Annotated in this window: 18 protein-coding genes, 1 tRNA gene and 2 rRNA genes (1 of these 21 running past the window's edge); 9 read left to right on the top strand and 12 right to left on the bottom strand. The window is 61.5% G+C overall.

Annotated elements, in window-relative coordinates; all coding sequences use genetic code 11:
* Nucleotides 1–96: 96 nt before the first annotated feature.
* The 8 genes from AC0L2P_RS26360 to AC0L2P_RS26395 form a co-directional block, all read right to left on the bottom strand.
* Entirely contained in the window at nt 97–378 is a 282-nt protein-coding gene (locus tag AC0L2P_RS26360; protein WP_473505426.1) for a hypothetical protein, read from the bottom strand.
* A 244-nt stretch (nt 379–622) separates the two neighbouring features.
* Nucleotides 623–1,726 (bottom strand): ABC transporter ATP-binding protein, encoded by a 1,104-nt coding sequence (locus tag AC0L2P_RS26365; protein WP_023675181.1) that lies wholly within the window; start codon nt 1,724–1,726, stop codon nt 623–625.
* Nucleotides 1,726–2,829: an ABC transporter ATP-binding protein gene (locus tag AC0L2P_RS26370; RefSeq protein ID WP_473505428.1), complete on the bottom strand. Its 1,104-nt coding sequence runs from the start codon at nt 2,827–2,829 to the stop codon at nt 1,726–1,728. Before AC0L2P_RS26370 ends, AC0L2P_RS26365 begins: the two co-directional genes overlap by 1 nt.
* Nucleotides 2,826–3,047, bottom strand: a complete 222-nt coding sequence (locus tag AC0L2P_RS26375; protein ID WP_023675179.1) for a hypothetical protein — start codon at nt 3,045–3,047, stop codon at nt 2,826–2,828. The genes AC0L2P_RS26370 and AC0L2P_RS26375 overlap by 4 nt, the downstream gene beginning before the upstream one ends.
* Nucleotides 3,044–4,003 carry a carbohydrate ABC transporter permease gene (locus tag AC0L2P_RS26380; protein WP_473505430.1) on the bottom strand — a complete coding sequence of 320 codons (960 nt, stop codon included), beginning with the start codon at nt 4,001–4,003 and terminating at the stop codon, nt 3,044–3,046. The genes AC0L2P_RS26375 and AC0L2P_RS26380 overlap by 4 nt, the downstream gene beginning before the upstream one ends.
* 1 nt (nt 4,004) lies before the next feature.
* Nucleotides 4,005–4,910: a carbohydrate ABC transporter permease gene (locus tag AC0L2P_RS26385; protein WP_473505432.1), complete on the bottom strand. Its 906-nt coding sequence runs from the start codon at nt 4,908–4,910 to the stop codon at nt 4,005–4,007.
* A gap of 74 nt (nt 4,911–4,984) precedes the next feature.
* On the bottom strand, nt 4,985–6,301 hold the full coding sequence (locus AC0L2P_RS26390; protein WP_473505434.1) for an ABC transporter substrate-binding protein: 1,317 nt from the start codon (nt 6,299–6,301) through the stop codon (nt 4,985–4,987).
* Between the two features lie 395 nt (nt 6,302–6,696).
* The gene (locus AC0L2P_RS26395; RefSeq protein WP_473505436.1) at nt 6,697–7,353 is read right to left on the bottom strand and encodes a TetR/AcrR family transcriptional regulator; all 657 of its coding nucleotides are present in this window, start codon (nt 7,351–7,353) and stop codon (nt 6,697–6,699) included.
* A 106-nt stretch (nt 7,354–7,459) separates the two neighbouring features.
* Between AC0L2P_RS26395 and AC0L2P_RS26400 the strand changes: the two genes are divergently transcribed.
* The 3 genes from AC0L2P_RS26400 to AC0L2P_RS26410 are packed head-to-tail and all read left to right on the top strand — an operon-like array spanning nt 7,460 to nt 9,959.
* Nucleotides 7,460–8,656: a Tm-1-like ATP-binding domain-containing protein gene (locus tag AC0L2P_RS26400; protein WP_473505437.1), complete on the top strand. Its 1,197-nt coding sequence runs from the start codon at nt 7,460–7,462 to the stop codon at nt 8,654–8,656.
* Between the two features lie 11 nt (nt 8,657–8,667).
* Nucleotides 8,668–9,507, top strand: a complete 840-nt coding sequence (locus AC0L2P_RS26405) for a phosphoenolpyruvate hydrolase family protein (RefSeq protein ID WP_473505439.1) — start codon at nt 8,668–8,670, stop codon at nt 9,505–9,507.
* A gap of 26 nt (nt 9,508–9,533) precedes the next feature.
* A complete protein-coding gene (locus AC0L2P_RS26410) occupies nt 9,534–9,959 on the top strand; it encodes a cupin domain-containing protein (RefSeq protein ID WP_473505441.1) in 426 nt (141 codons plus the stop codon).
* 6 nt (nt 9,960–9,965) lie between these two features.
* On the opposite strand, the gene AC0L2P_RS26415 is transcribed toward AC0L2P_RS26410, so the two are convergent.
* Nucleotides 9,966–11,153, bottom strand: a complete 1,188-nt coding sequence (locus AC0L2P_RS26415) for a M24 family metallopeptidase (protein ID WP_473505443.1) — start codon at nt 11,151–11,153, stop codon at nt 9,966–9,968.
* A 364-nt stretch (nt 11,154–11,517) separates the two neighbouring features.
* On the opposite strand from AC0L2P_RS26415, the gene AC0L2P_RS26420 reads away from it, so the two are divergent.
* The 6 genes from AC0L2P_RS26420 (at nt 11,518) to AC0L2P_RS26445 (ending at nt 17,475) form a co-directional block, all read left to right on the top strand.
* A complete protein-coding gene (locus AC0L2P_RS26420; protein ID WP_473505445.1) occupies nt 11,518–13,128 on the top strand; it encodes an ABC transporter substrate-binding protein in 1,611 nt (536 codons plus the stop codon).
* A gap of 265 nt (nt 13,129–13,393) precedes the next feature.
* Complete coding sequence (locus tag AC0L2P_RS26425) at nt 13,394–14,380, top strand: ABC transporter permease (protein ID WP_473505446.1); 987 nt, start codon at nt 13,394–13,396, stop codon at nt 14,378–14,380.
* Complete coding sequence (locus tag AC0L2P_RS26430; RefSeq protein ID WP_473505448.1) at nt 14,377–15,207, top strand: ABC transporter permease; 831 nt, start codon at nt 14,377–14,379, stop codon at nt 15,205–15,207. Before AC0L2P_RS26425 ends, AC0L2P_RS26430 begins: the two co-directional genes overlap by 4 nt.
* Nucleotides 15,204–16,187, top strand: a complete 984-nt coding sequence (locus AC0L2P_RS26435) for an ABC transporter ATP-binding protein (RefSeq protein WP_473505450.1) — start codon at nt 15,204–15,206, stop codon at nt 16,185–16,187. The genes AC0L2P_RS26430 and AC0L2P_RS26435 overlap by 4 nt, the downstream gene beginning before the upstream one ends.
* Entirely contained in the window at nt 16,184–16,972 is a 789-nt protein-coding gene (locus AC0L2P_RS26440; protein WP_473505452.1) for an ATP-binding cassette domain-containing protein, read from the top strand. Before AC0L2P_RS26435 ends, AC0L2P_RS26440 begins: the two co-directional genes overlap by 4 nt.
* Entirely contained in the window at nt 16,969–17,475 is a 507-nt protein-coding gene (locus AC0L2P_RS26445) for an L-2-amino-thiazoline-4-carboxylic acid hydrolase (protein ID WP_473505454.1), read from the top strand. The genes AC0L2P_RS26440 and AC0L2P_RS26445 overlap by 4 nt, the downstream gene beginning before the upstream one ends.
* Before the next feature lie 185 nt (nt 17,476–17,660).
* Here the strand turns inward: AC0L2P_RS26445 and AC0L2P_RS26450 are convergent.
* The 3 genes from AC0L2P_RS26450 to AC0L2P_RS26460 form a co-directional block, all read right to left on the bottom strand.
* Nucleotides 17,661–17,737: transfer RNA gene (locus tag AC0L2P_RS26450), tRNA-Met, on the bottom strand.
* Nucleotides 17,738–17,972: 235 nt separating this feature from the next.
* Nucleotides 17,973–18,087 (bottom strand): 5S ribosomal RNA (rrf, locus tag AC0L2P_RS26455).
* A 170-nt stretch (nt 18,088–18,257) separates the two neighbouring features.
* Nucleotides 18,258–20,000, bottom strand: a 23S ribosomal RNA gene (locus AC0L2P_RS26460) (it continues 1,056 nt past the right edge of the window).

Here is a 20,000-nt window from a genome sequence, read left to right on the forward strand (position 1 = left end):
ATCCTCGCAAACGCTCTCCTCAAGGCGCAGAGAAAATGGGCCCCTAAAACCCCTTGATCAAAACGGATACTTTAGGCCGGCTAAACGTTGGCCGGCTTATTGCTCGGTGATGCAGGCCGAGCCGGCGCTGCTCTTGCAATATTTGCCGGAGGCCCCGCACCTGCCATCCGAAACTTCGACGACGGTGCCGCTCAACAACAGCTTGCAGTCGCTGGTGGACAGATTGACCGTACCGTTGAGGCCTTTGATCTTCTTGGCGTCGACCTTCGCGCCGGCGACAACTTTCTTGGCTGCCTGCGCCTCGCCCAGATGCGCGGCCGATAATGCCATACCGGCGACAAGCAGAATCGTCGCAAAACTGCGGAGCAGATTTCCCATAGCCAACCCTCCATTTTGGGCCCGCAAATTGGCTTGCAAAGCCCGTTTGGGACCAAGAATCAGCCTATTCGACAAATCGGAGCATCCGCATCCCCCGTACGGGGGATGACGGGAAGACTCAAGCATTTCCCAGCCAAGTGGAATTACGTGGCGTCGCACAAATGCGGTTAAAACACATGGATAGAGCGGGATGCACGGTTCACTTTGAACGCGTCCCGCTCTAGCTCAGTAAAGAGGCTTGTATTTAGCCGGCGTGACGCAGGCTTATTCCGCTGCCCTTGTCGAACAGCACCACTTTATCCGGGTTCCAGGCAAAGCGCACCGGCTGCTCTATCTGGACGTCGGTCCTGGCCGGCACGGTGGCACGCAGCATGGCGTCGCCGACCCGCAGCGTCAGGATCTTTTCGACGCCATGGTTCTCGACGTCATGGACCCGCGCCTCGACCGGCGCGCCGGTCTCGAGATAGACGTCCTCGGGACGAATACCGAAGACGAGCGGGCGACCGTCGGTCGCCGCGCCCGTCTTGGCACCCCCCGAAGTCTTGGCACCGCCCGCAAACGGCAATTCGAAATTGAGCGGTGCCATCACCGCACGTCCGTTGACGAGTTTGCCGTCGATGAGATTCATCGGCGGCGAGCCGACGAAGCTCGCCACGTAGGTGTCGCGCGGGTTGTTGTAGATCTCGTACGGCGTGCCGGTCTGGACGATGCGGCCATGGTTGAGCACGCCGACCTTGTCACCCATCGACATCGCCTCGATCTGATCGTGCGTCACGAACAGGAAGGTGGCGCCAAGCTGCATTTGCAGGTTCTTCAATTCGGTGCGCAGCGCCTCGCGCAATTTGGCGTCGAGCGCCGACAACGGCTCGTCCATCAGGAATACCCGCGGCTTGCGCACAATGGCGCGACCGATCGAGACGCGCTGCATCTCGCCGCCTGAAAGCCGATCGGTCTTGCGGTCGAGCAGATGCTCGATCCGCAGCGTCCTGGCAGCGCGGTCGACACGATCCTTAATCTCGGCATCAGGCAGCCGGCGGATCTTCGGCTTTAGCGGAAATTCGAGGTTCTGGCGCACCGTATAGCGCGGATAGAGCGAATATTGCTGCAGCACCAGCGCCACGTCGCGCTCGGCCGCGCCCCAGTCGGCGACATCGACGCCATCGATAAAGACTTGACCTTCGCTCGGTTTTTCCAGGCCGGCAATCATGCGCAATGTCGTCGTCTTGCCGGCGCCGGTCTCGCCAAGCAGGACGAAGAACTCGCCATCGGCGATGTCGAGATCGAGCCCGGTCAAGGCAGTGTGGTTGCCGAATTTCTTTGAGATGTTCTTGAGCTGGATGTGGGCCATCAGAGTGTCACTCCCAGCGATTTGCCGCTCGCCGTATCGAAGAAATGCGCCTGGCTGGGATCAATTCTGACGAAGACCCTTTCGCCGGGGCCACTGATGAAGCCGCTCTTGGTGCGCGCACGCAGCATCTTTGAGCCGACCTTGAGGTCGACGATGTCGAAGGACCCGAGCGGCTCGACGATCTGCGTCTCCACCGGCAGGAATCCCTCGGCGGCTTCGCGGCGGACGAGGACGCCTTCCGGCCGGATGCCGAGCGCGAGTTGGCTGCCGGCATGGCCGTTGAGCTTCGACAGCAAAGCGCGCGGGAATTCGAACCCGGCGGCCGCATCGCCGACCGTGACCGAGGCCGATGAGGCTTTCTCGGTCACCGAAGCATCGGCGACGTTCATCACCGGGCTGCCGACAAACTGCGCGACGAACAAATTGGCCGGGTGCGAGTAGACCTCGTCCGGCGAGCCGATCTGCTGCAGCACACCTTCATGCATGATGACGATGCGGTCGGCGAGGCTCATCGCCTCGATCTGGTCGTGGGTGACGTAGATGCTGGTCGAGCCCTGCTTGATGTGAAGCCGCTTGATCTCGGCCCGCATCTCCTCGCGCAGCTTGGCATCGAGCGCCCCGATCGGCTCGTCCATCAGCATCGCCTTCGGCCGCCGCACCAAGGCCCGGCCGATCGCCACGCGCTGCATGTCGCCGCCGGACAGCGCCGACGGTTTCTTGGCGAGGAGATCGCTGATCTGCAGCGTCTTGGCGACCGAGCGCACCTCGTTGTCGATCTCGGCCTTGCTCTTGCGCGTCGCTCTCAGTGGAAAGGCGATGTTCTCGTAGACGCTCATATGCGGATAGAGCGAGAACGATTGGAAGACCATGGCGATGTCGCGGTCGGCGGCCTTGAGGTGTTGGACCGGCTTGCCGTCGATGAGGATGTCGCCGCCGTCGATCGTCTCCAGTCCGGCGACGGCCCTGAGTGTCGTCGTCTTGCCGCAGCCCGACTGGCCGAGCAGCACGATGAACTCGTTGTCGTCGATCTTCAGGTTGAGGTCCTTGATGACCTGGACGGCGCCGAAATATTTCTGGACGCCGCGAAGCTCGATCTGGGTCAATGCTGTGCCCCCGGATTTGCCCCTTGCCCGGTGCCCGCCTTCTCCTCCGGCGCGATCTTGGAGGTGATGTTGAAGCCGATCAGGCCGATCAGGATGATGGTCACGCCGTAGCTGTGCAGCAGCATATTCCACGGCTGGCAGAGCGCAATGATACCGAGCACCATCAGCACCTGGCTGCCCGGTTCGAGATATTTCTGGTTGATGTCGCGAAAGCTCATTTGCGGATCGCTCCGAAAGACATGCCGCGCAGCAGATGGTTGCGGAGCAGGAAAGTGAAGATCGCCACCGGCAGCAGGAACAGGAAGGTTCCCGCGGCTATTACCGTCCAGTCCGGCAGGCCGGACCCGACCTGGCTTGGGATGAAAGGCGGCGCAGTCTGGGCACGGCGGCTGGTCATGATCAGTGCGAAGGCATATTCGTTCCATGCCGTGATAAAGCAGAACACGGCGGTGGCGGCGATGCCGGTGGCGGCCTCGGGCAGCACGATCTTGAAGAAGGCCTCCATGCGCGTATAGCCGTCGACGAGGGCCGCCTCCTCATACTCCTTGGGGATCTCGTCCATGAAGCCTTTCATCAGCCACACCGAGAAGGACAGGTTGAAGGCGGTGTACAGGATGATCAGGCCGATGTGGGAATCGTTGAGGCCGACCGCCCGGTACATCAGGAACATCGGAATGGCGACGACCACCGGCGGCAGCATGCGCGTCGACAGGATAAAGAACAGCAGGTCCGCCTCGCCTTTTACCTTGAAGCGCGAGAACCCATAAGCGGTGAATGTGCCCATGCCGACGGCCAGGACGGTCGAAGTTATTGCAACGATCAGCGAGTTCATGAAACGGCTCGGGTAGGCCGACCACTGCACCTGGCCCTTGCCGTCCCGCACGATCTTTTCGCCGCCGTCAAACACCAGCCGCTCCCACCACGGGGCGGCGGCGTATTGTTCCGGCGTCGGCGCCGTGCGCAGCTGCGAACGCTTGGTGAACAGCTTGACGAAGGGCGAAATCTCCGGCTGGAAAACCACCGTCGGCGGAATGGTGGTGGCGAGGTTGCGCGGCTTGAACGCCGTCGAGGCGATCCAGTAGATCGGCGCCAGGAAGATGATCGTCACCAGCAGGACGGCAACGATGGCGACCCGGTTGAAGGTGATTTCGGAAGAAGTGCGGACTGCCGCCATCTCAGCGCTCCTTCACCTTGTTGAGGTATTTGACGTAGATGTTGGTGATCGCCAGCACCATGATCAGCACGATGTAGGCGAGCGCGCAGGAACGCCCGGTCTGCCATTCCTGGAATGCCATCTTGTACAGCCGGATCGAAATCAGTTCGGCAGTCGGCTGGCTGGTCAGGATGTAGGCGAGATCGAAGGTCTTGAACGCCTCCATGGTGCGGAAGATGACCGCGATCATCAGGATCGGCGCGACCAACGGCAGAGTGATGCGGAAGAAGGTGTAGAACGGCCCGGCCCTGTCGATCGCGGCTGCCTCGTAGAGGTGCTTGGGCACGGCCGACAGGCCGGCCAGCGACAACAGCATGACGAAGGGCGACCACATCCAGATGTCGGTCAGCGCGACCGCATAGAGCGCCATTTTCGGATTCGACAGCCATTCGAAGGTGCCGAGGCCCAGCGCATAATTGATGATGCCGAAGGACGGATCGTAGAGCAGCTTCCAGAACAGGCCGACGACGGCCATCGACAGCATCATCGGCAACAACAGGAGCGTCGTCAGCAGGCCCTTGAGCGGAATGTCGCGGTTGAGCAGCATGGCCACGCCGAAGCCGACGAGCAGCTGGCCGGCGACCGAGATGATGACGTATTTTGCGGTGATGGCGAAATTGGACCAGACATAGGGATCGCTGAGCAGGTCGCGATAGTTTTGCAGCCCGACGAAATTCGCCGCGGCGCTGGTCGAGGCGCGGAAATCGGTGAACGAATAGCCCAGCGAATAGATCAGCGGGAAGATGTTGAAGACGATCAGGAACAGGATCGTCGGGATAATGAAGAGATTGCGGATAGAAATGTCGCTGAGACCGCGAGCGGCGGCCCGCGAAGACCTCTCCAGCGTGGTGATCATTGTGGTCGCCAAGACCCTGCTCCCGGTTCAAAAATCGGAAAAAGAAACGGAGGAGGCACGAACGCCTCCTCCGTGGAACTTCGTCGTTATTGGCCGCGGCCGTATTTCTTGAAGGTCGCATTCCAGTCGGCTGTCAATGCGTCCAGCGTCTCCTTGGCGGTGCCTTCGCCGCCGATCATGTACGGATAGATGCGCTGGTTGAGCTGCTGCAGCAGTTCGGCATATTCCGGAACCGCCCAGAAGTCCTTGACCTTGAACATGGTCTCGTAGAACGCCTTGTTGTAGGGCGTGGCGTTCTGGAATTCGGGCGACTTGAGCACGGCGGCACTGCAGGTGTAGCCGCCAAGCGCTGCCCATTTCTTCTGCGTCTCGTCCTTGATGAACCATTCCAGGAACTTCGTCGCCTCTTCCTGCTTCTGCGAGTAGGAAACGATGGAGATGCCCTGACCGCCGAGTGCGGCGAACTGGTCGCCGTTCGGGCCGGGAGGATTGGCGAAGAAACCGGTGTTCTTGGCATTCGGGTTCGATGCCTCGTTGATCAGCGAGGGGAAGAACGCGAAGTAATTCATGCTCATCGCGGCCAGGTTTTCAGTGATCGCCTGGTTGTCCTCGACGAAGAACGACTTGGCCCAGCCGGGAGGCGTGAACTTGTAGAGTTCCTTGTAGGCGTCGAGCGCCGCGATCGCCTTATCGGAGTTGATGAAGCCATCGACCTTGTAGGTCTTATAGTCACCCAGCTCACCGCCAAATGAGAACAGCGCGTTTTCGAAGCCCATCGCCATCGCGTCATAGGAATTGTCGGTGTAAATGGCGATGCCGTATTTCTTCTGGTCCGGACGGTGGAAGAATTCGGCGATGTCGCGCAGCGCCTTCCAGTCCTTCGGCACGTCGAGATCGTAGCCATACTTGGCCTTGAAGGCTTCCTTTTCCTTGGGGTCTTCGAACCAGTCCTTGCGATAGGACCAGCCGACGGCGTCGCCTTCGAGTGGAATGGCCCAGTACTTGCTGCTGCCGCCCGGATATTCGGCATAGTATTTCACCGTGGCCGGTGCCATCACTTCACCGACCTTGTGCTTGTTGAAGAAGTCTGTCAGGTCGACATAGTGACCACCGGTCGAGCCGGCACCAAGCCATTGCGAGTCGCCGACGACCATATCATAGGCGTCGCCATGGGCGTTGAACTCGGTGAAGGCCTTGGTCTGGAAGTCGGGCCACGGTGTGGTCTCCACCGTGATCTTGACGCCGGTTTCCTTCTCGTACTCGTTGCCGAGTTCCTGCAGGTAATTGGCCGGATCCCATTCCGCCCAGAAGATTGTAAGTTCCTTTTCCTGCGCGTAGACGGACGTTCCGCAGGCGAGCACTAGGCCGATACCAGCAAGCAAGCTGGTCATTGTCTTGCGCATAATGATTTCCTCCCTTGTGCGCATTCTACCTTGTCATGCGAGCCGGCGGCGAGGCCGGCCCTGGTAGTCCTCCCGTGACGGCACCGTTCCGGTTTTCGAGCCTCCTCGTTCGACCGAAACAGATATTAGCCTTCACCCTTTTGATCCGCTTTATTTGTCCTGATCTGGTATTACCAATTCCAGAGGAACGTCAAGCCCTTTCTTGGACGGCGGCGGACACGCGGAAAAGTTGATCCCCAAGATATCTGCCTGTTTTCCCTGAATTTTCCTACTCCTTGATACATAAGTGCATTGCTTGGGCCGCTGCATCGCTAGTAGCATGAATAGCCAGGTTGAAAATCTGGTCGAACCAGATTGCGTTATCTAGCGGCCGACGTCGGCGCGATCCCATCTCCCTAAATCTTCGATTCGGTCACAGCTGTGCGCACCAGAGCGCCGGCCGCCCATTGCGCCACCGACATCATCCTGCGGCTATCCAATCCCCATATATCCTTCAAAACGATCAGCACCTCAACGCCGAAGATCAGCGACAGCGCCTGCGCCAGCCGCTTGAATTCGCGCGGCGGCAATCGGCCCTTGAGTGGCGCGATCGCATCCTTCAAAAGGTCGACGCGATGGCCGCGCGTGAAGGCCGGCTCGCCGCCCAGCGTCCCTGCCTGTCGCTGTGCCCACTGGTCGAGCGACAGTTTCAGCGCCGCCTTGAAGGTCGCTTCGAAGGCCTCGATGCGCGGAATGGAGGTTTCGAACAGCTCGGCAATCCGGCGCTCGGGATCGACAGAGCTCGATTGCCAGGTAAGGATCGGCCCGAGCCCTTCGTCGACCACCGCCTGCACCAGCGCCGTCTGGCTCGGAAAATACCGATAAGCGGTGGCGCGGGAGACTTCCGCTGCTTCCGCCACCTCGCTGACCGACGGCGTGGCGCCCGCCTGCATCAGCTTTGTCGCCGTCTCCAGCATGAGACGCCTGGTGCGCGCGCGGGCCCCGCGCTCGGCCCGCGGGCTGGCGCCTTGGCCGGCGTCGTCGTTCACTGCTTGTTGACGTGAGACATCCATATCAATACGATACGCGCGTCTCAAAAAATTGCAATGGCCCTTCGCCCGTCGAACGGCCGGGCAAACGGGCGGCAACGCCGAGCACGCCCAAGACCGGGGAAACGCGATGAAGCGCATCTATGCGGTGGGCACCGCCGACACCAAGGGCGAGGAACTCGCTTTTCTGGCCGATTCGGTCGCCGCAACCGGCGCTTCGGTTGCCCGTGTCGACATCGGAACACGCGGCGCGGCCGTGCCGGTCGATGTTTCGGCAGACGAGGTCGCTAGGCACCATCCAGAGGGTCGCAATGCCGTGCTCGGCATCGACGATCGCGGCACTGCGGTGGCGGCAATGGCCGCCGCCTTTGCCCGGTTTGTCCAGTCGCGCAGCGATATTGCCGGGATCATCGGCATTGGCGGCGGTGGCGGCACCTCAATCATCACCGCAGGCATGCGCACGCTGCCGCTCGGTCTGCCCAAGATCATGGTTTCGACGTTGGCTTCCGGCGACACCGCACCTTATGTCGACATCTCCGACATCGTCATGATGCCCTCGGTGACCGACATGGCTGGCCTCAACCGGCTTTCGCGTGTCGTGCTGCACAATGCCGCCCAAGCGATATCAGCCATGGCGGCAAAGCCGGCGCCGCCGGCCGACGGCAGACCCTCGATTGGCCTGACCATGTTCGGCGTCACCACGCCATGCGTGACCGCGATCGCCGATGAGCTTCGTTCCACCTATGACTGTATGGTCTTCCACGCCACCGGCACCGGCGGCCGCACCATGGAAAAATTGGCCGATAGCGGCCTGTTGTCCGGCGTCATCGACATCACCACGACCGAGATCTGCGACTTGCTGTTTGGCGGCGTGCTGCCGGCGACCGAAGATCGCTTTGGCGCCATCGCCCGCACCGGGCTGCCTTATGTCGGTTCGGTCGGCGCGCTCGACATGGTGAATTTCTGGGCGCCGCCGACAATCCCGGAACGCCATCGCGGCCGGATGGTCTATGAGCACAATCCAAACGTCACACTGATGCGCACCAATGCTAACGAAAGCAGAACGATCGGCGAATGGATCGGTACGAGGCTGAGCCTCTGCCAGGGTCCGGTTCGTTTCCTCATTCCGGAGAAAGGCGTGTCGGCGCTCGACATCGAAGGCGGCGCCTTCTTCGACCCTGAAGCCGATGCAGCGTTGTTCGAGGCGATCGAGCGCACCATCAAACCCGCCAAAACGCGACGCGTGCTGCGCCTGCCGCTGCATATCAACGACCCCGAATTCGCCTGGGCTGCCACAACGGCCTTCCTCGACATCGCCAGACAGTGAGACACCAAAATATGGCCGCCATACCGCGCGAGAAAATCCTGGAGAAATTCCGCAAGATGATCGCGGACGGCGTGCCGATCGTCGGCGGCGGTGCCGGCACCGGCCTGTCGGCCAAGGCGGAGGAAGCCGGCGGCATCGACCTGATCATCATCTACAATTCCGGCCGCTACCGCATGGCCGGGCGGGGCTCGGCCGCCGGCCTGCTCGCGTATGGCAACGCCAACGAAATCGTCAAGGAGATGGCCTACGAAGTGCTGCCGGTAGTGAAGAAGACGCCGGTGCTGGCCGGCGTCAACGGTACCGATCCCTTCGCCATCATGCCGCTGCTTTTGACCGAGTTGAAGACGATGGGCTTTTCCGGCGTGCAGAACTTTCCGACTATCGGCCTGTTCGACGGCCAGATGCGGCAGAGTTTTGAAGAAACCGGCATGGGCTTCGGGCTCGAGGTCGACATGATCGCCGAGGCTCACAAACTCGACCTGTTGACCACGCCCTATGTCTTCAACCCAGACGAGGCGCGCGCCATGACGACAGCCGGCGCCGACATCGTCGTCGCCCATATGGGGGTAACCACCGGCGGCTCGATTGGCGCGACCTCGGCTAAATCGCTGGACGACTGTGTGAGCGAGATCGACGCCATCGCTGAAGCGGCACGCTCGGTGCGCGAGGATATAATCCTGCTTTGCCATGGCGGGCCGATTTCGATGCCGGACGACGCCAAATATATTCTCGAGCGCTGCAAGGGCCTGCACGGGTTCTATGGCGCCAGTTCGATGGAGCGGCTGCCGGCGGAAGCCTCTATCGCCAGGCAGACGGCGGATTTCAAGGCCGTCACGTTCGGCGCTGCGTAAAGACCAGCAAAAAGAAGGGTGGGACGATGACCGACAACAGCAAGGTATTCGTATATCCAAAGGACGTCATCGCCTTCGGCTTCGACTGGGGCAGGCTGTCGCTGACGGTCGCTCCCGAAGTGAACGGCGCAAAGCGATTTTCCGGTGGTGTCGTCGACCTACCGTCAGGCAAGGGGCATGCCCGTCATAATCACCCGGGTGCGGAGGAGATCATCTTTGTCATCTCAGGCAATGGCGAGCAGATGGTCGAGGACGAAAAGGGCAACCCGGTCGTCGAGAAAGTCGGCCCCGGCTGCACCATCTATGTGCCGGAAAGCCGCTTCCACTCGACACTCAATACCGGCGACGGGCCGATGCAGCTTTTCGTCGTCTATTCGCCGGCCGGGCCGGAACTGGCATTGCGCGACCTGCCGGATTTCCGGCTGCTGCCGCCGGGTGGGGAACTGAAATAGAAGCGCCTAAACCCCGCCCCTGTTCCAGCCTCGGCCCCGATCGCCGAACATGACGTAACCGGCATCGGTCACCGCCACCGTGTCCTCCAGCTTGATGAAGCCGCGTGTCGGGTGGAGCATGGTCGTCTCGACCGAAAGCACCATGTTTTTCTCCAGCGGCTTTGCGGCATAGGTGCCTTCATAGGTCACCGGATGGTTGGTCATCAGGAACGGCGCTTCATGCGTGATCAGCCCCATGCCATGCGCGAAGAAATCGGTATAGCGCGCAACCTTCGACTTCTTCAGCACGCGTTCGGCATGAGAAATCATGTCACCGCCCAGCGTGCCCGCCTTGACCTTGGAGAAGGCCGCCTGCTGCACTGTCTCGATCTCGGCCAGCAGATCCTCGAGTTCGGCATCAGGCTCGCCCAGCACGCCCATGCGGCAGAGGTCGCCGATATAGCCGTGGTAGTTGCCGCCGGAGTCGATCGACATCACCTCGCCCTTTTTCCACGCCTGTGGCGACGCGGCCCGGTTGTGGCTGGGGCCTAGCGTCAACAGGCAATATTCGAAATGCGCGCCGCGATTGGTCTCCTCGCGCCTGAGCTGCTCAATGATCTCGCTCTTGGTCGTGCCGTCGCGTGCCCAGCCGATGGTCGCCAGCATGGAATCGGTGATCAGCTCGGAGGCGATGCGCAGCTTCTCCAGCTCCGCCTCGGTTTTGATCGCCCGCATGCGCTCCAGCATATCAGTCGCATCGATCAGCTTGGCATCCGGCAGCGCGCTGCGGATCAGCATATAGGCGTCGGACGGCAGGAAGGCGGGCTCGATGCCGATGCGGGCATTTTCCTTGCCGATCTTCCGCAAATGCTCGACCGCCAGATTGGCGGCATCGAGCGTGCCCCAGCAGGCGGCATGCAGTGTCGGCGTCCAGAACGGATGGTTCTGGTGCTCGCCGCCTTCCATGCGGTTGCCGACATAGGCGGCATGCTCCGGCCCGCCTTTCTCATAGACGACAAAAGGCAAATAACGGCTATGGCCGATCGCATCCATGGCGGCGAAGAAGATGAACTTGTAGCCGCCAAGCAGGTATTGCGTGTTGTGCTTGGAGGTGGCGAGCAGCACGTCGATGCCGGCTTCCTCCATCAGCCCGTCCACCCGGGCCTGGTCGAACGGCACGCTGCCGACGGCATTCTTGCCTGGGGCAATGTTCATGTCTCTCTCCCTGAAATCCCTTAGCCGGCCGCCCGCCGGCACCGGCCTTTCCGGCTCTGATCCTCGGCTATGCTTAAATCTGCATCATTTTGCCCGATGTGGTCCAGCCAGAATGGGCGAACTAGGCGCAAAAGCTGCTCCAGCTGCTGAACTCTACTCCAGTCTGTTCCTGCCAGAATCCGCGCGTCGAACCGTTTCTGTACAACTGGTCCAGCGGACGAAAATTTCAAAGCCACGCAAAGATGCGCCAATTCCGTCTTTGGCGAAACCCCGCACAAGGCCCATAATCAGCTTTGCGGGATGCTCACGAGCGTCCGAGGGGTACGGCGCACCGGCCGGGTCGCGGAGAGGACGGAGTTCGCTCATGCCAGAGTTCACCATTTCCAGACGTACGATCCTTACGGGTTCGGCATTGCTGCTGGCCTCTACCGCGAGGCCGACGATCGGTTGGGCGCAGACGCCGAAAAAGGGCGGACGACTGGTTGTTGCCGCTGATTCCGAGCCGCGCAATCTCAATCCGGCGATTGTCGCCTCGAACGGCGTCTTCTTCATCTCGAGCAAGATCGTGGAAACCTTGGCCGAGGCCTCCTTCGACGGCAAGGACGGGCTCGATCCGCGCCTGGCGCTCAGTTGGGAAGGGGCCGCCGACGGCCTGTCGGTGACGTTCAAACTGCGCGAGGGCGTCAAATGGCATGACGGCAAACCCTTCACCTCGGCCGATGTCGCCTTCTCGGCGCTGCAGGTCTGGAAACCGCTGCAGAATCTCGGCCGCACCGTGTTCAAGGATCTGGAGGCGGTCGACACGCCGGACGAAGCCACCGCCGTGTTCAAATTTGCCAAGCCGACACCGTTCCAGCTGATCCGCAACGCCTTGCCGGCGCTGAGCAGTGTGGTGCCCAAGCACATCTACGAGACCGGAAAGATCGAGGACAACCCGGCCAACAACGCCCCGGTCGGCACCGGACCGTTCAAATTTGCCGAATACAAGCCCGGCGAATATTACCGGCTGGAGAAGAACACCGACTATTGGGGCAAGGACGAGCCCTATCTCGACGAGATCATCTATCAGGTGCTGCCCGACCGCACCTCCGCCGCCAGCGCGCTCGAGGCCGAAGAGATCCAGCTCGCCGCCTTCTCCGCCGTGCCCCTGGCCGATCTTGACCGCATCTCCAAAGTGCCCGGCCTCAAGGTGATCACCAAGGGCTATGAAGGGCTGACCTATCAGCTCGTCGTCGAGATCAACCATCGCCGCAAGGAGCTGGCCGACCTGAAAGTGCGCCAGGCGATCGCTCACGCGATCGACAAGGATTTCGTCGTCAAGACGGTGTTTCTCGGCTATGCCGCTACCGCCACTGGCCCGGTGCCGAAAAACGACCCGCAATTCTACACCGCCGACGTGCCGACCTATGCCTTCGACGTGGCCAAGGCCAATGCCTTGCTTGACGAGGCCGGCTACAGCCGAGGCGATGACGGCAAGCGCTTTTCACTGAGGTTGCTACCAGCCCCCTATTTCAACGAGACCAAGCAGTTCGGCGACTATCTGCGCCAGGCGCTCGCCGCCATCGGCATCGACGCCCAGCTGGTCAACAACGACTCTGCCGCGCACATCAAGGCTGTCTACACCGACCACGCCTTCGACCTTGCGGTCGGGCCGCCCGTGTTCCGCGGCGATCCGGCAATCTCGACCACCATCCTGGTGCAGAGCGGCATTCCCGACGGCGTGCCCTTCTCCAACCAGGGTGGCTACAAGAACGCCGAACTCGATACCCTGATCGCCAAGGCATCGGAGACGCTCGACACCGCCGCCCGCACCGAACTCTATGAGGAGTTCCAGCGAAAAGTTGCCGCCGACCTGCCACTGATCAATGTCGCCGAATGGAGTTTCATCAGCGTCGCCCGCGATACGGTTAAGAACATCGCCAACAACCCGCGCTGGGCGGTATCGAACTGGGCGGACACCTATTTGGCGAGTTGACCTCGAGACTTGCAGATCGACGGCCTCGGTGCTCAGGTTCGACAATGAGAGTTCCTTCGCGCCCCCCTCTGTCCTGCCGGACATCTCCCCCACGAGGGGGGAGATCGGCTGTTATTGTCGCTTTCGCCAATCTCAAGCGTTGCAAGACGGCCGGCAACGCCGAAGCTGCCAATCTCCCTCCTTGTGGGGGAGATGTCCGGCAGGACAGAGGGGGGCGCCGTAGAGCGCGGCGCCGAAAACTTGGCTCTTCTATCGGCGTTGCGCCATGACCCGCGCCCTCATCCTGCTTCGCCGCCGTCTCGTCAGCAGCATCTTCGTGCTGCTGATTGTCGTCATCGGCACCTTCCTGTTGCTCGAAGCCGCTCCCGGCGACGCGGTCGATGCCTACATCGTCTCGACCGGCGGCGACGCCGGCATGATCGAGCTGTTGCGTCATCGCTGGGGTCTCGACCAGTCGGAGCTGACGCGGCTCGCCAATTATCTTTGGGCGCTGCTGCATCTCGATCTCGGCCAGTCCGTCACCTTTTCGCGGCCGATCCGCGATGTCATCCTCGAGCGCCTGCCCAACACGCTGCTGTTGATGGGTAGCGCCACCGCGCTCTCCTTCGGTCTCGGCTCGGCGCTCGGCATCTATGCCGGCGCCAGACCCGGCAGCTTCCGCGATCGCTTCCTCTCCATCGGTTCGCTGGCGCTCTATGCCGTGCCGGGCTTCTGGCTCGGCCTTGTGCTTATCATTGTCTTTGCCGTCGACCTGCGCTGGTTTCCGATCGGCGGCATCGAGAGTATCGCCTCGGCCAAGACCGGCCTCGATCGCGCCGCCGATATCGCCCGTCATCTCGTCCTGCCGGTTTCGGCGCTCGGCTTCATCTATCTCGCGCTCTATCTGCGCATGATGCGCGCCGGTATGGCCGAGGTGTGGCGACAGGATTTTGTGCTGGCCGCCCGCGCCAGGGGACTTTCCCGTCGCCGCATCGTGCTCGCTCACGTCGCCCGTAACGGGCTGTTGCCGCTGGTCACCATGCTCGGCCTGCAGTCCGCGCAAATGCTGGGCGGCAGCGTCGTCATCGAAAGCGTCTTTTCCGTGCCAGGCCTTGGCCGGCTGGCGCAAGAAGCAGTGGCCGCGCGCGACACGCCGTTGCTGCTCGGCATCATTCTCATCAGCGCCGTCCTGGTCGTCGCCGTCAACCTTCTCGTCGACATCGCCTACGCCTTTCTCGATCCGCGCGTCGGCGCCAGTGAGGCCGCTGGGTGAGCCCGCTTCGCCACTTTTTCCGCACCCCGGAAGCGATCGCCGGCGCGATTATCCTGGCGGCACTGTTTGCCGTGGCGCTTGCCGCACCTTTGTTCTTTCCGGGCGATCCGCAGGCCATTGCCGGGCCGGCATTGCTGCCGCCGTTCCAGAGTTGGTCGCTGCCGCTCGGCACCGACCGCCTCGGCCGTGACGTGCTGGCCGAGCTTTTCCACGGCGCCCGCACGTCGCTGGCGGTCGGGCTGGCAGCAGCAGCCGCCGCCCTTGCCGTCGGCGCCGTGATCGGCACGTTGGCCGGCTTTGCCGGCGGTCTTGTCGACGAGGTACTGATGCGCATCACCGACGCTTTCCAGACCGTACCAGCGTTCCTGCTGGCTTTGGCTTTCGTCAGCATCGTCGGGCCGTCGCTCGGCATCGTCGTCGCGGCGATCGCGCTGGGCGCCTGGACCGGACCAGCACGCGTGGCGCGGGCCGAAGTGCTGTCGATCCGCGAACGCGATTTTGTCGCCGGCGCCCGCCTCATCGGCATGCATCCGCTGGAGATCGCCTTTCGCGAGGTGCTGCCCAACGCATTGCCGCCGGTAATGGCCTTGTCGTCGGTGATCGTCGCCGCGGCGATTCTCACCGAAGCGGCATTGTCCTTTCTCGGCCTCGGCGACCCCAACCGCGTTACCTGGGGCGGCATGATCGCCGAAGGTCGCGCCGTGCTGCGCACGGCCCCGTTCCTGTCGATCATTCCAGGTGTAGCACTCGTGCTGACCGTGCTCGGCGTCTATCTCACCGGCGAAGGCGTCGTCGAGACGACCGCGGTGAGGAGAAGCCTGTCGTGACGGCGCTTGCTTCGATTCGCAATCTGACGGTGACCTATCGCCGAGACGGCGCCGAGGTGGCGGCGCTGAAGAATGTCGGCTTCGACATCACCGCCGGCGAGCGCTTTGCCATCATCGGTGAAAGCGGTTCGGGCAAGAGCACCTTGGCGCTGGCCATTGCCGGGCTGCTGCCGGCCACCGCCAGGATCGAAGGCCGCATCGATTGGCTCTTGCGCCCGCCGGCAATGTTTGGTGCCAAGGCACCCCCTTCTGTCCTGCCGGACATCTCCCCCGCAACGGGGGAGATTGCGCTTTCATCTCTGCTTTCGCCAATTACTGAAGTTGCTGAAAAAGAGCCGGCGCCGGAACTGCCAACATCCCCCTTTGCGGGGGATGTTGGCAGGACAGAGGGGGGTACGACGGAACGCCGGCCTAAATTCGTTCCCCTCGGCGGCCGTGAGATCGGCTTCATCTTCCAGGACCCATCCGCAAGTCTGGACCCGGTGATGCCAATCGGCAAGCAAATCGCTGAGGTCGCCTACACCCATCTCGGCCTTACTTGGTCGCAATCCCATGCCAGGGCAAAAACCCTGCTCGAACGCGTCCGTCTGCCCGACCCCAATGCCGCCCTGCGCGCCTACCCACATCAGCTCTCCGGCGGCCAGAAGCAGCGCGCGGCGATCGCCGCGGGGATTGCGGCCGGGCCAAAACTGCTGATCGCCGACGAGGCGACCAGCGCGCTGGACACCATCGTGCAGGCCGAGATCGTCGCATTAATCCGGCAGTTGGTGTCCGAGGACGGCATGACGCTGCTGTTCATCAGCCACGATATCGCGCTGGCCGCCGAGCTTGCTGAGCGGATCGCGGTGTTCCGGCATGGCGAGCTGCGAGAGCTCGGTTCGACAGCCCAAATCGTCAATGCGCCGCGTCACCCATACACTCGTGTGCTGCTCGACGCCAATCTCGGCCTAGACGCCGAGCCGCTGCTGCAGCGAACATGACCAGTCCTCTGCTGGCCGTTTCCGGCCTGACCAAACGATACAGTCGCGGCGGCAAGATCATCGCCGCCGACAACGTTTCCTTCCACATCGAACCCGGCGAGACGCTGGCGCTGGCCGGACCTTCCGGCAGCGGCAAGTCGACGATAGCCCGGCTCATACTGCGGCTCATCGAAGCCGACGCCGGCCGTATCGAATTTGAAAGCAGCGATTTACTATCGCTGAACGGCTCTGCCTTGCGCGGCCGGCGCGCTCGTCTGCAGATGGTGTTTCAGGATCCGCTCGCCGCCTTGAACCCGCGCGCCACGGTGGCACGTGTGCTCGACGACCCCTTGCGCATCCACCACATCGCCTCTCGTGCCGAGCGCCCGCGCCGCATTGCTGCTCTGCTGGAACGCGTCGGCCTCAGCCCCGGTCTCGCCGGCCGCGCCATTCACGAAATCTCCGGCGGACAGCGCCAGCGCGTTGCAATCGCCCGCGCCATCGCCACCAAACCATCGCTGGTCGTGCTCGACGAGGCGGTGTCGGCGCTCGACGTTTCGGTGCGCGCGCAGATTCTGCGGCTGCTGCTCGACCTTCAACGCGAGGAGCGCATCGCCTATCTATTCATTTCGCACGATCTCGGCGTCGTCCGTGCCATCGCCCACCGCATCGCCATTCTGGACGCCGGGCGGATTGCCGAGAGCGGCGATGCCCGCACCGTCATCGACGCGCCGCAATCCGCGATCGGCAAGGCGCTGGTGACGGCAGTGCCAAGACTGTCAAGAATCGAACAGGACGCATCATGACCGATGCCGAAGCTCGAGCCGAAAAACTGTCGCGCGAACTCGATTCCGCCTTCCGCAGCCGCGCCGATCTCTATCGTCTGTTGCTCGACGAGCTAACCGCGGAAGTTGGCGCGGAAATGGCTGAGGCGATCATGATCCGCACCATCGAACGGCGCGGCAAGGAGGTTGCGGCGGCGGCCTTTGCCAATTTCGGCCCAAACGACGCACCGGCAATCGGCGAGGCGTTCCTGGCCGTCAGCCCGGATGGCGGCCGCATGTATCCGACAGCGGTAGAACGCAGCCACGACCGAATCGCCTTTAAGGTCAAGCGCTGTCCGCTGAAGGACGCCTGGGTCGAGGCCGGCGTAGGCGACGAGAAGCTCGCCACGCTCTGCCGCATCGCCGGCGCCTTCGACCGCGGCCTGTTCGAGGCCACCGGAGTGCGCTTCGATAACGTCACCTGGACGCCGGGCCACGGTTCCGGCTGCTGCCACATCACCTTGACCAACCGGGATGCCGGCTAGAGCTGCATCCATGCTGCGCATTTGGGTGGCGGCGAGGATGTGAACTCCGTCCGCTGCTCCGGTGTTTGGCAGCACGCCCCAAAACAAGAGCCCTGGCGCCGTAGGGCTACCGGGGTTCGATGCATTTGGCGCAGGGGTGGTACCAATACGAAAACGGCCCGCACAAGGCGGGCCGTCGTCGTATTTGGTTGCGGGGACAGGATTTGAACCTGTGACCTTCAGGTTATGAGCCTGACGAGCTACCGGGCTGCTCCACCCCGCGTCAACTTCACGACGAATGCCGGCCGGGCAGCCCGGGCTTTCTTGTTTTGTCCGTCCTCAAGGCCTTCGGCCTTTGTGGGCGGACGGGGCGCTGCTCCACCCCGCGTCAACCCTAAAGGTAAGCCTTGGCTCACCGGATTCAAGCTTCCGCCAAATGAAAGGGCCGCTTGCGCGGCCCGGTGTCCCGTTGGCGGGCCTGTTCGTAAGGAGAAGATTAAACAACGTGCGCTTGGCAGACCTGGCAGCGACCTACTCTCCCGCGTCTTGAGACGAAGTACCATCAGCGCTGGAGCGTTTCACGGCCGAGTTCGGAATGGGATCGGGTGCAGCCGCTCCGCCATAACCACCAGGTCGGCAAAACGCACGTTGCTCGAGAAGCTGTTTTCTGTGCCAAGGCGACATTGCAGTCTGTTACGGGCAAAGCCCGCAAGTGCGACTGCACGTCGCCGGCGCCCCCGCGGAGCATAGGCCCGTAAGGGCCGCTCATGCGTGAGCGCTGGTAATGGGCATTAGGAATGAGAACGATCAAGCCGATCGAACTATTAGTACCGGTAAGCTTCAAGCGTTGCCGCTCTTCCACACCCGGCCTATCAACGTGGTCGTCTTCCACGGTTCTCAGGGAATACTCGTTTTAAGGTGGGTTTCCCGCTTAGATGCCTTCAGCGGTTATCCCGTCCGGATATAGCTACCCTGCTATGCGGCTGGCGCCACAACAGGTCCACCAGAGATCCGTCCATCCCGGTCCTCTCGTACTAGGGACAGATCCTTTCAATATTCCTACACCCACGGCAGATAGGGACCGAACTGTCTCACGACGTTCTGAACCCAACTCACGTACCGCTTTAAATGGCGAACAGCCATACCCTTGGGACCTGCTCCAGCCCCAGGATGCGATGAGTCGACATCGAGGTGCCAAACAACCCCGTCGATATGGACTCTTGGGGGTCATCAGCCTGTTATCCCCGGCGTACCTTTTATCCGTTGAGCGATGGCCCTTCCACGCGGGACCACCGGATCACTATGACCGACTTTCGTCTCTGCTCGACTTGTCAGTCTCGCAGTCAGGCAGGCTTATGCCATTGCACTCAGCGAACGATTTCCGACCGTTCTGAGCCCACCATCGCGCGCCTCCGTTACTCTTTAGGAGGCGACCGCCCCAGTCAAACTACCCACCATACATTGTCCCGGACCCGGATAACGGGCCGCGGTTAGACATCCATAGTGATAAGGGTGGTATTTCAAGGGTGGCTCCACCTGAGCTGGCGCCCAGGTTTCAAAGCCTACCACCTATCCTACACATGCCACTACGAATGCCAATGTAAAGCTATAGTAAAGGTGCACGGGGTCTTTCCGTCTAACCGCAGGAACCCCGCATCTTCACGGGGAATTCAATTTCACTGAGTCTATGCTGGAGACAGCGGGGAAGTCGTTACGCCATTCGTGCAGGTCGGAACTTACCCGACAAGGAATTTCGCTACCTTAGGACCGTTATAGTTACGGCCGCCGTTTACTGGGGCTTCGATTCAGAGCTTGCACCCCTCCTCTTAACCTTCCAGCACCGGGCAGGCGTCAGACCCTATACGTCGTCTTGAGACTTCGCAGAGCCCTGTGTTTTTGATAAACAGTCGCTACCCCCTGGTCTGTGCCACCCTCCCATGCTTGCGCATGAAAGGGTCACGCTTCTTCCGAAGTTACGCGTGCAATTTGCCGAGTTCCTTCAGCATAGTTCTCTCAAGCGCCTTGGTATACTCTACCAGTCCACCAGTGTCGGTTTCGGGTACGGTCTATAAGGAGGAGCTATTTCCTGGAACCACGCAGCAGCCCTTTCAATCCGATAAGATTGGACTACCTCAATGATCCGTCACTTCCTCCAGGCCCACGAATATTAACGTGGTTCCCATCGTCTACGCATTTCTGCCTCGACTTAGGGGCCGGCTAACCCTGCTCAGATTAGCTTTAAGCAGGAACCCTTGGACTTTCGGCGGGGGAGTCTCTCACTCCCCTTACGTTACTCATGTCAGCATTCGCACTTCTGATACCTCCACCACCCCTCACGGGTATGGCTTCATCAGCTTACAGAACGCTCCGCTACCGCTTGCATTGCTGCAAACCCTAAGCTTCGGTGTATGGCTTTAGCCCCGTTACATTTTCGGCGCAAAGACCCTTATTTAGACCAGTGAGCTGTTACGCTTTCTTTAAATGATGGCTGCTTCTAAGCCAACATCCTGGTTGTTTTGGGATCCTCACATCCTTTCCCACTTAGC

The sequence above is a fragment of the Mesorhizobium sp. WSM4836 genome (genome assembly GCF_055811815.1).

Bases quoted from the DNA above. Each gene is read 5' to 3' on its own strand.
- AC0L2P_RS26360 (WP_473505426.1), bottom strand. From the start codon at position 378: ATGGGAAATCTGCTCCGCAGTTTTGCGACGATTCTGCTTGTCGCCGGT.
- AC0L2P_RS26365 (WP_023675181.1), bottom strand. From the start codon at position 1,726: ATGGCCCACATCCAGCTCAAGAACATCTCAAAGAAATTCGGCAACCAC.
- AC0L2P_RS26375 (WP_023675179.1), bottom strand. From the start codon at position 3,047: ATGAGCTTTCGCGACATCAACCAGAAATATCTCGAACCGGGCAGCCAG.
- AC0L2P_RS26380 (WP_473505430.1), bottom strand. From the start codon at position 4,003: ATGGCGGCAGTCCGCACTTCTTCCGAAATCACCTTCAACCGGGTCGCC.
- AC0L2P_RS26390 (WP_473505434.1), bottom strand. From the start codon at position 6,301: ATGCGCAAGACAATGACCAGCTTGCTTGCTGGTATCGGCCTAGTGCTC.
- AC0L2P_RS26395 (WP_473505436.1), bottom strand. From the start codon at position 7,353: ATGGATGTCTCACGTCAACAAGCAGTGAACGACGACGCCGGCCAAGGC.
- AC0L2P_RS26400 (WP_473505437.1), top strand. From the start codon at position 7,460: ATGAAGCGCATCTATGCGGTGGGCACCGCCGACACCAAGGGCGAGGAA.
- AC0L2P_RS26405 (WP_473505439.1), top strand. From the start codon at position 8,668: ATGGCCGCCATACCGCGCGAGAAAATCCTGGAGAAATTCCGCAAGATG.
- AC0L2P_RS26410 (WP_473505441.1), top strand. From the start codon at position 9,534: ATGACCGACAACAGCAAGGTATTCGTATATCCAAAGGACGTCATCGCC.
- AC0L2P_RS26415 (WP_473505443.1), bottom strand. From the start codon at position 11,153: ATGAACATTGCCCCAGGCAAGAATGCCGTCGGCAGCGTGCCGTTCGAC.
- AC0L2P_RS26420 (WP_473505445.1), top strand. From the start codon at position 11,518: ATGCCAGAGTTCACCATTTCCAGACGTACGATCCTTACGGGTTCGGCA.
- AC0L2P_RS26425 (WP_473505446.1), top strand. From the start codon at position 13,394: ATGACCCGCGCCCTCATCCTGCTTCGCCGCCGTCTCGTCAGCAGCATC.
- AC0L2P_RS26440 (WP_473505452.1), top strand. From the start codon at position 16,184: ATGACCAGTCCTCTGCTGGCCGTTTCCGGCCTGACCAAACGATACAGT.
- AC0L2P_RS26445 (WP_473505454.1), top strand. From the start codon at position 16,969: ATGACCGATGCCGAAGCTCGAGCCGAAAAACTGTCGCGCGAACTCGAT.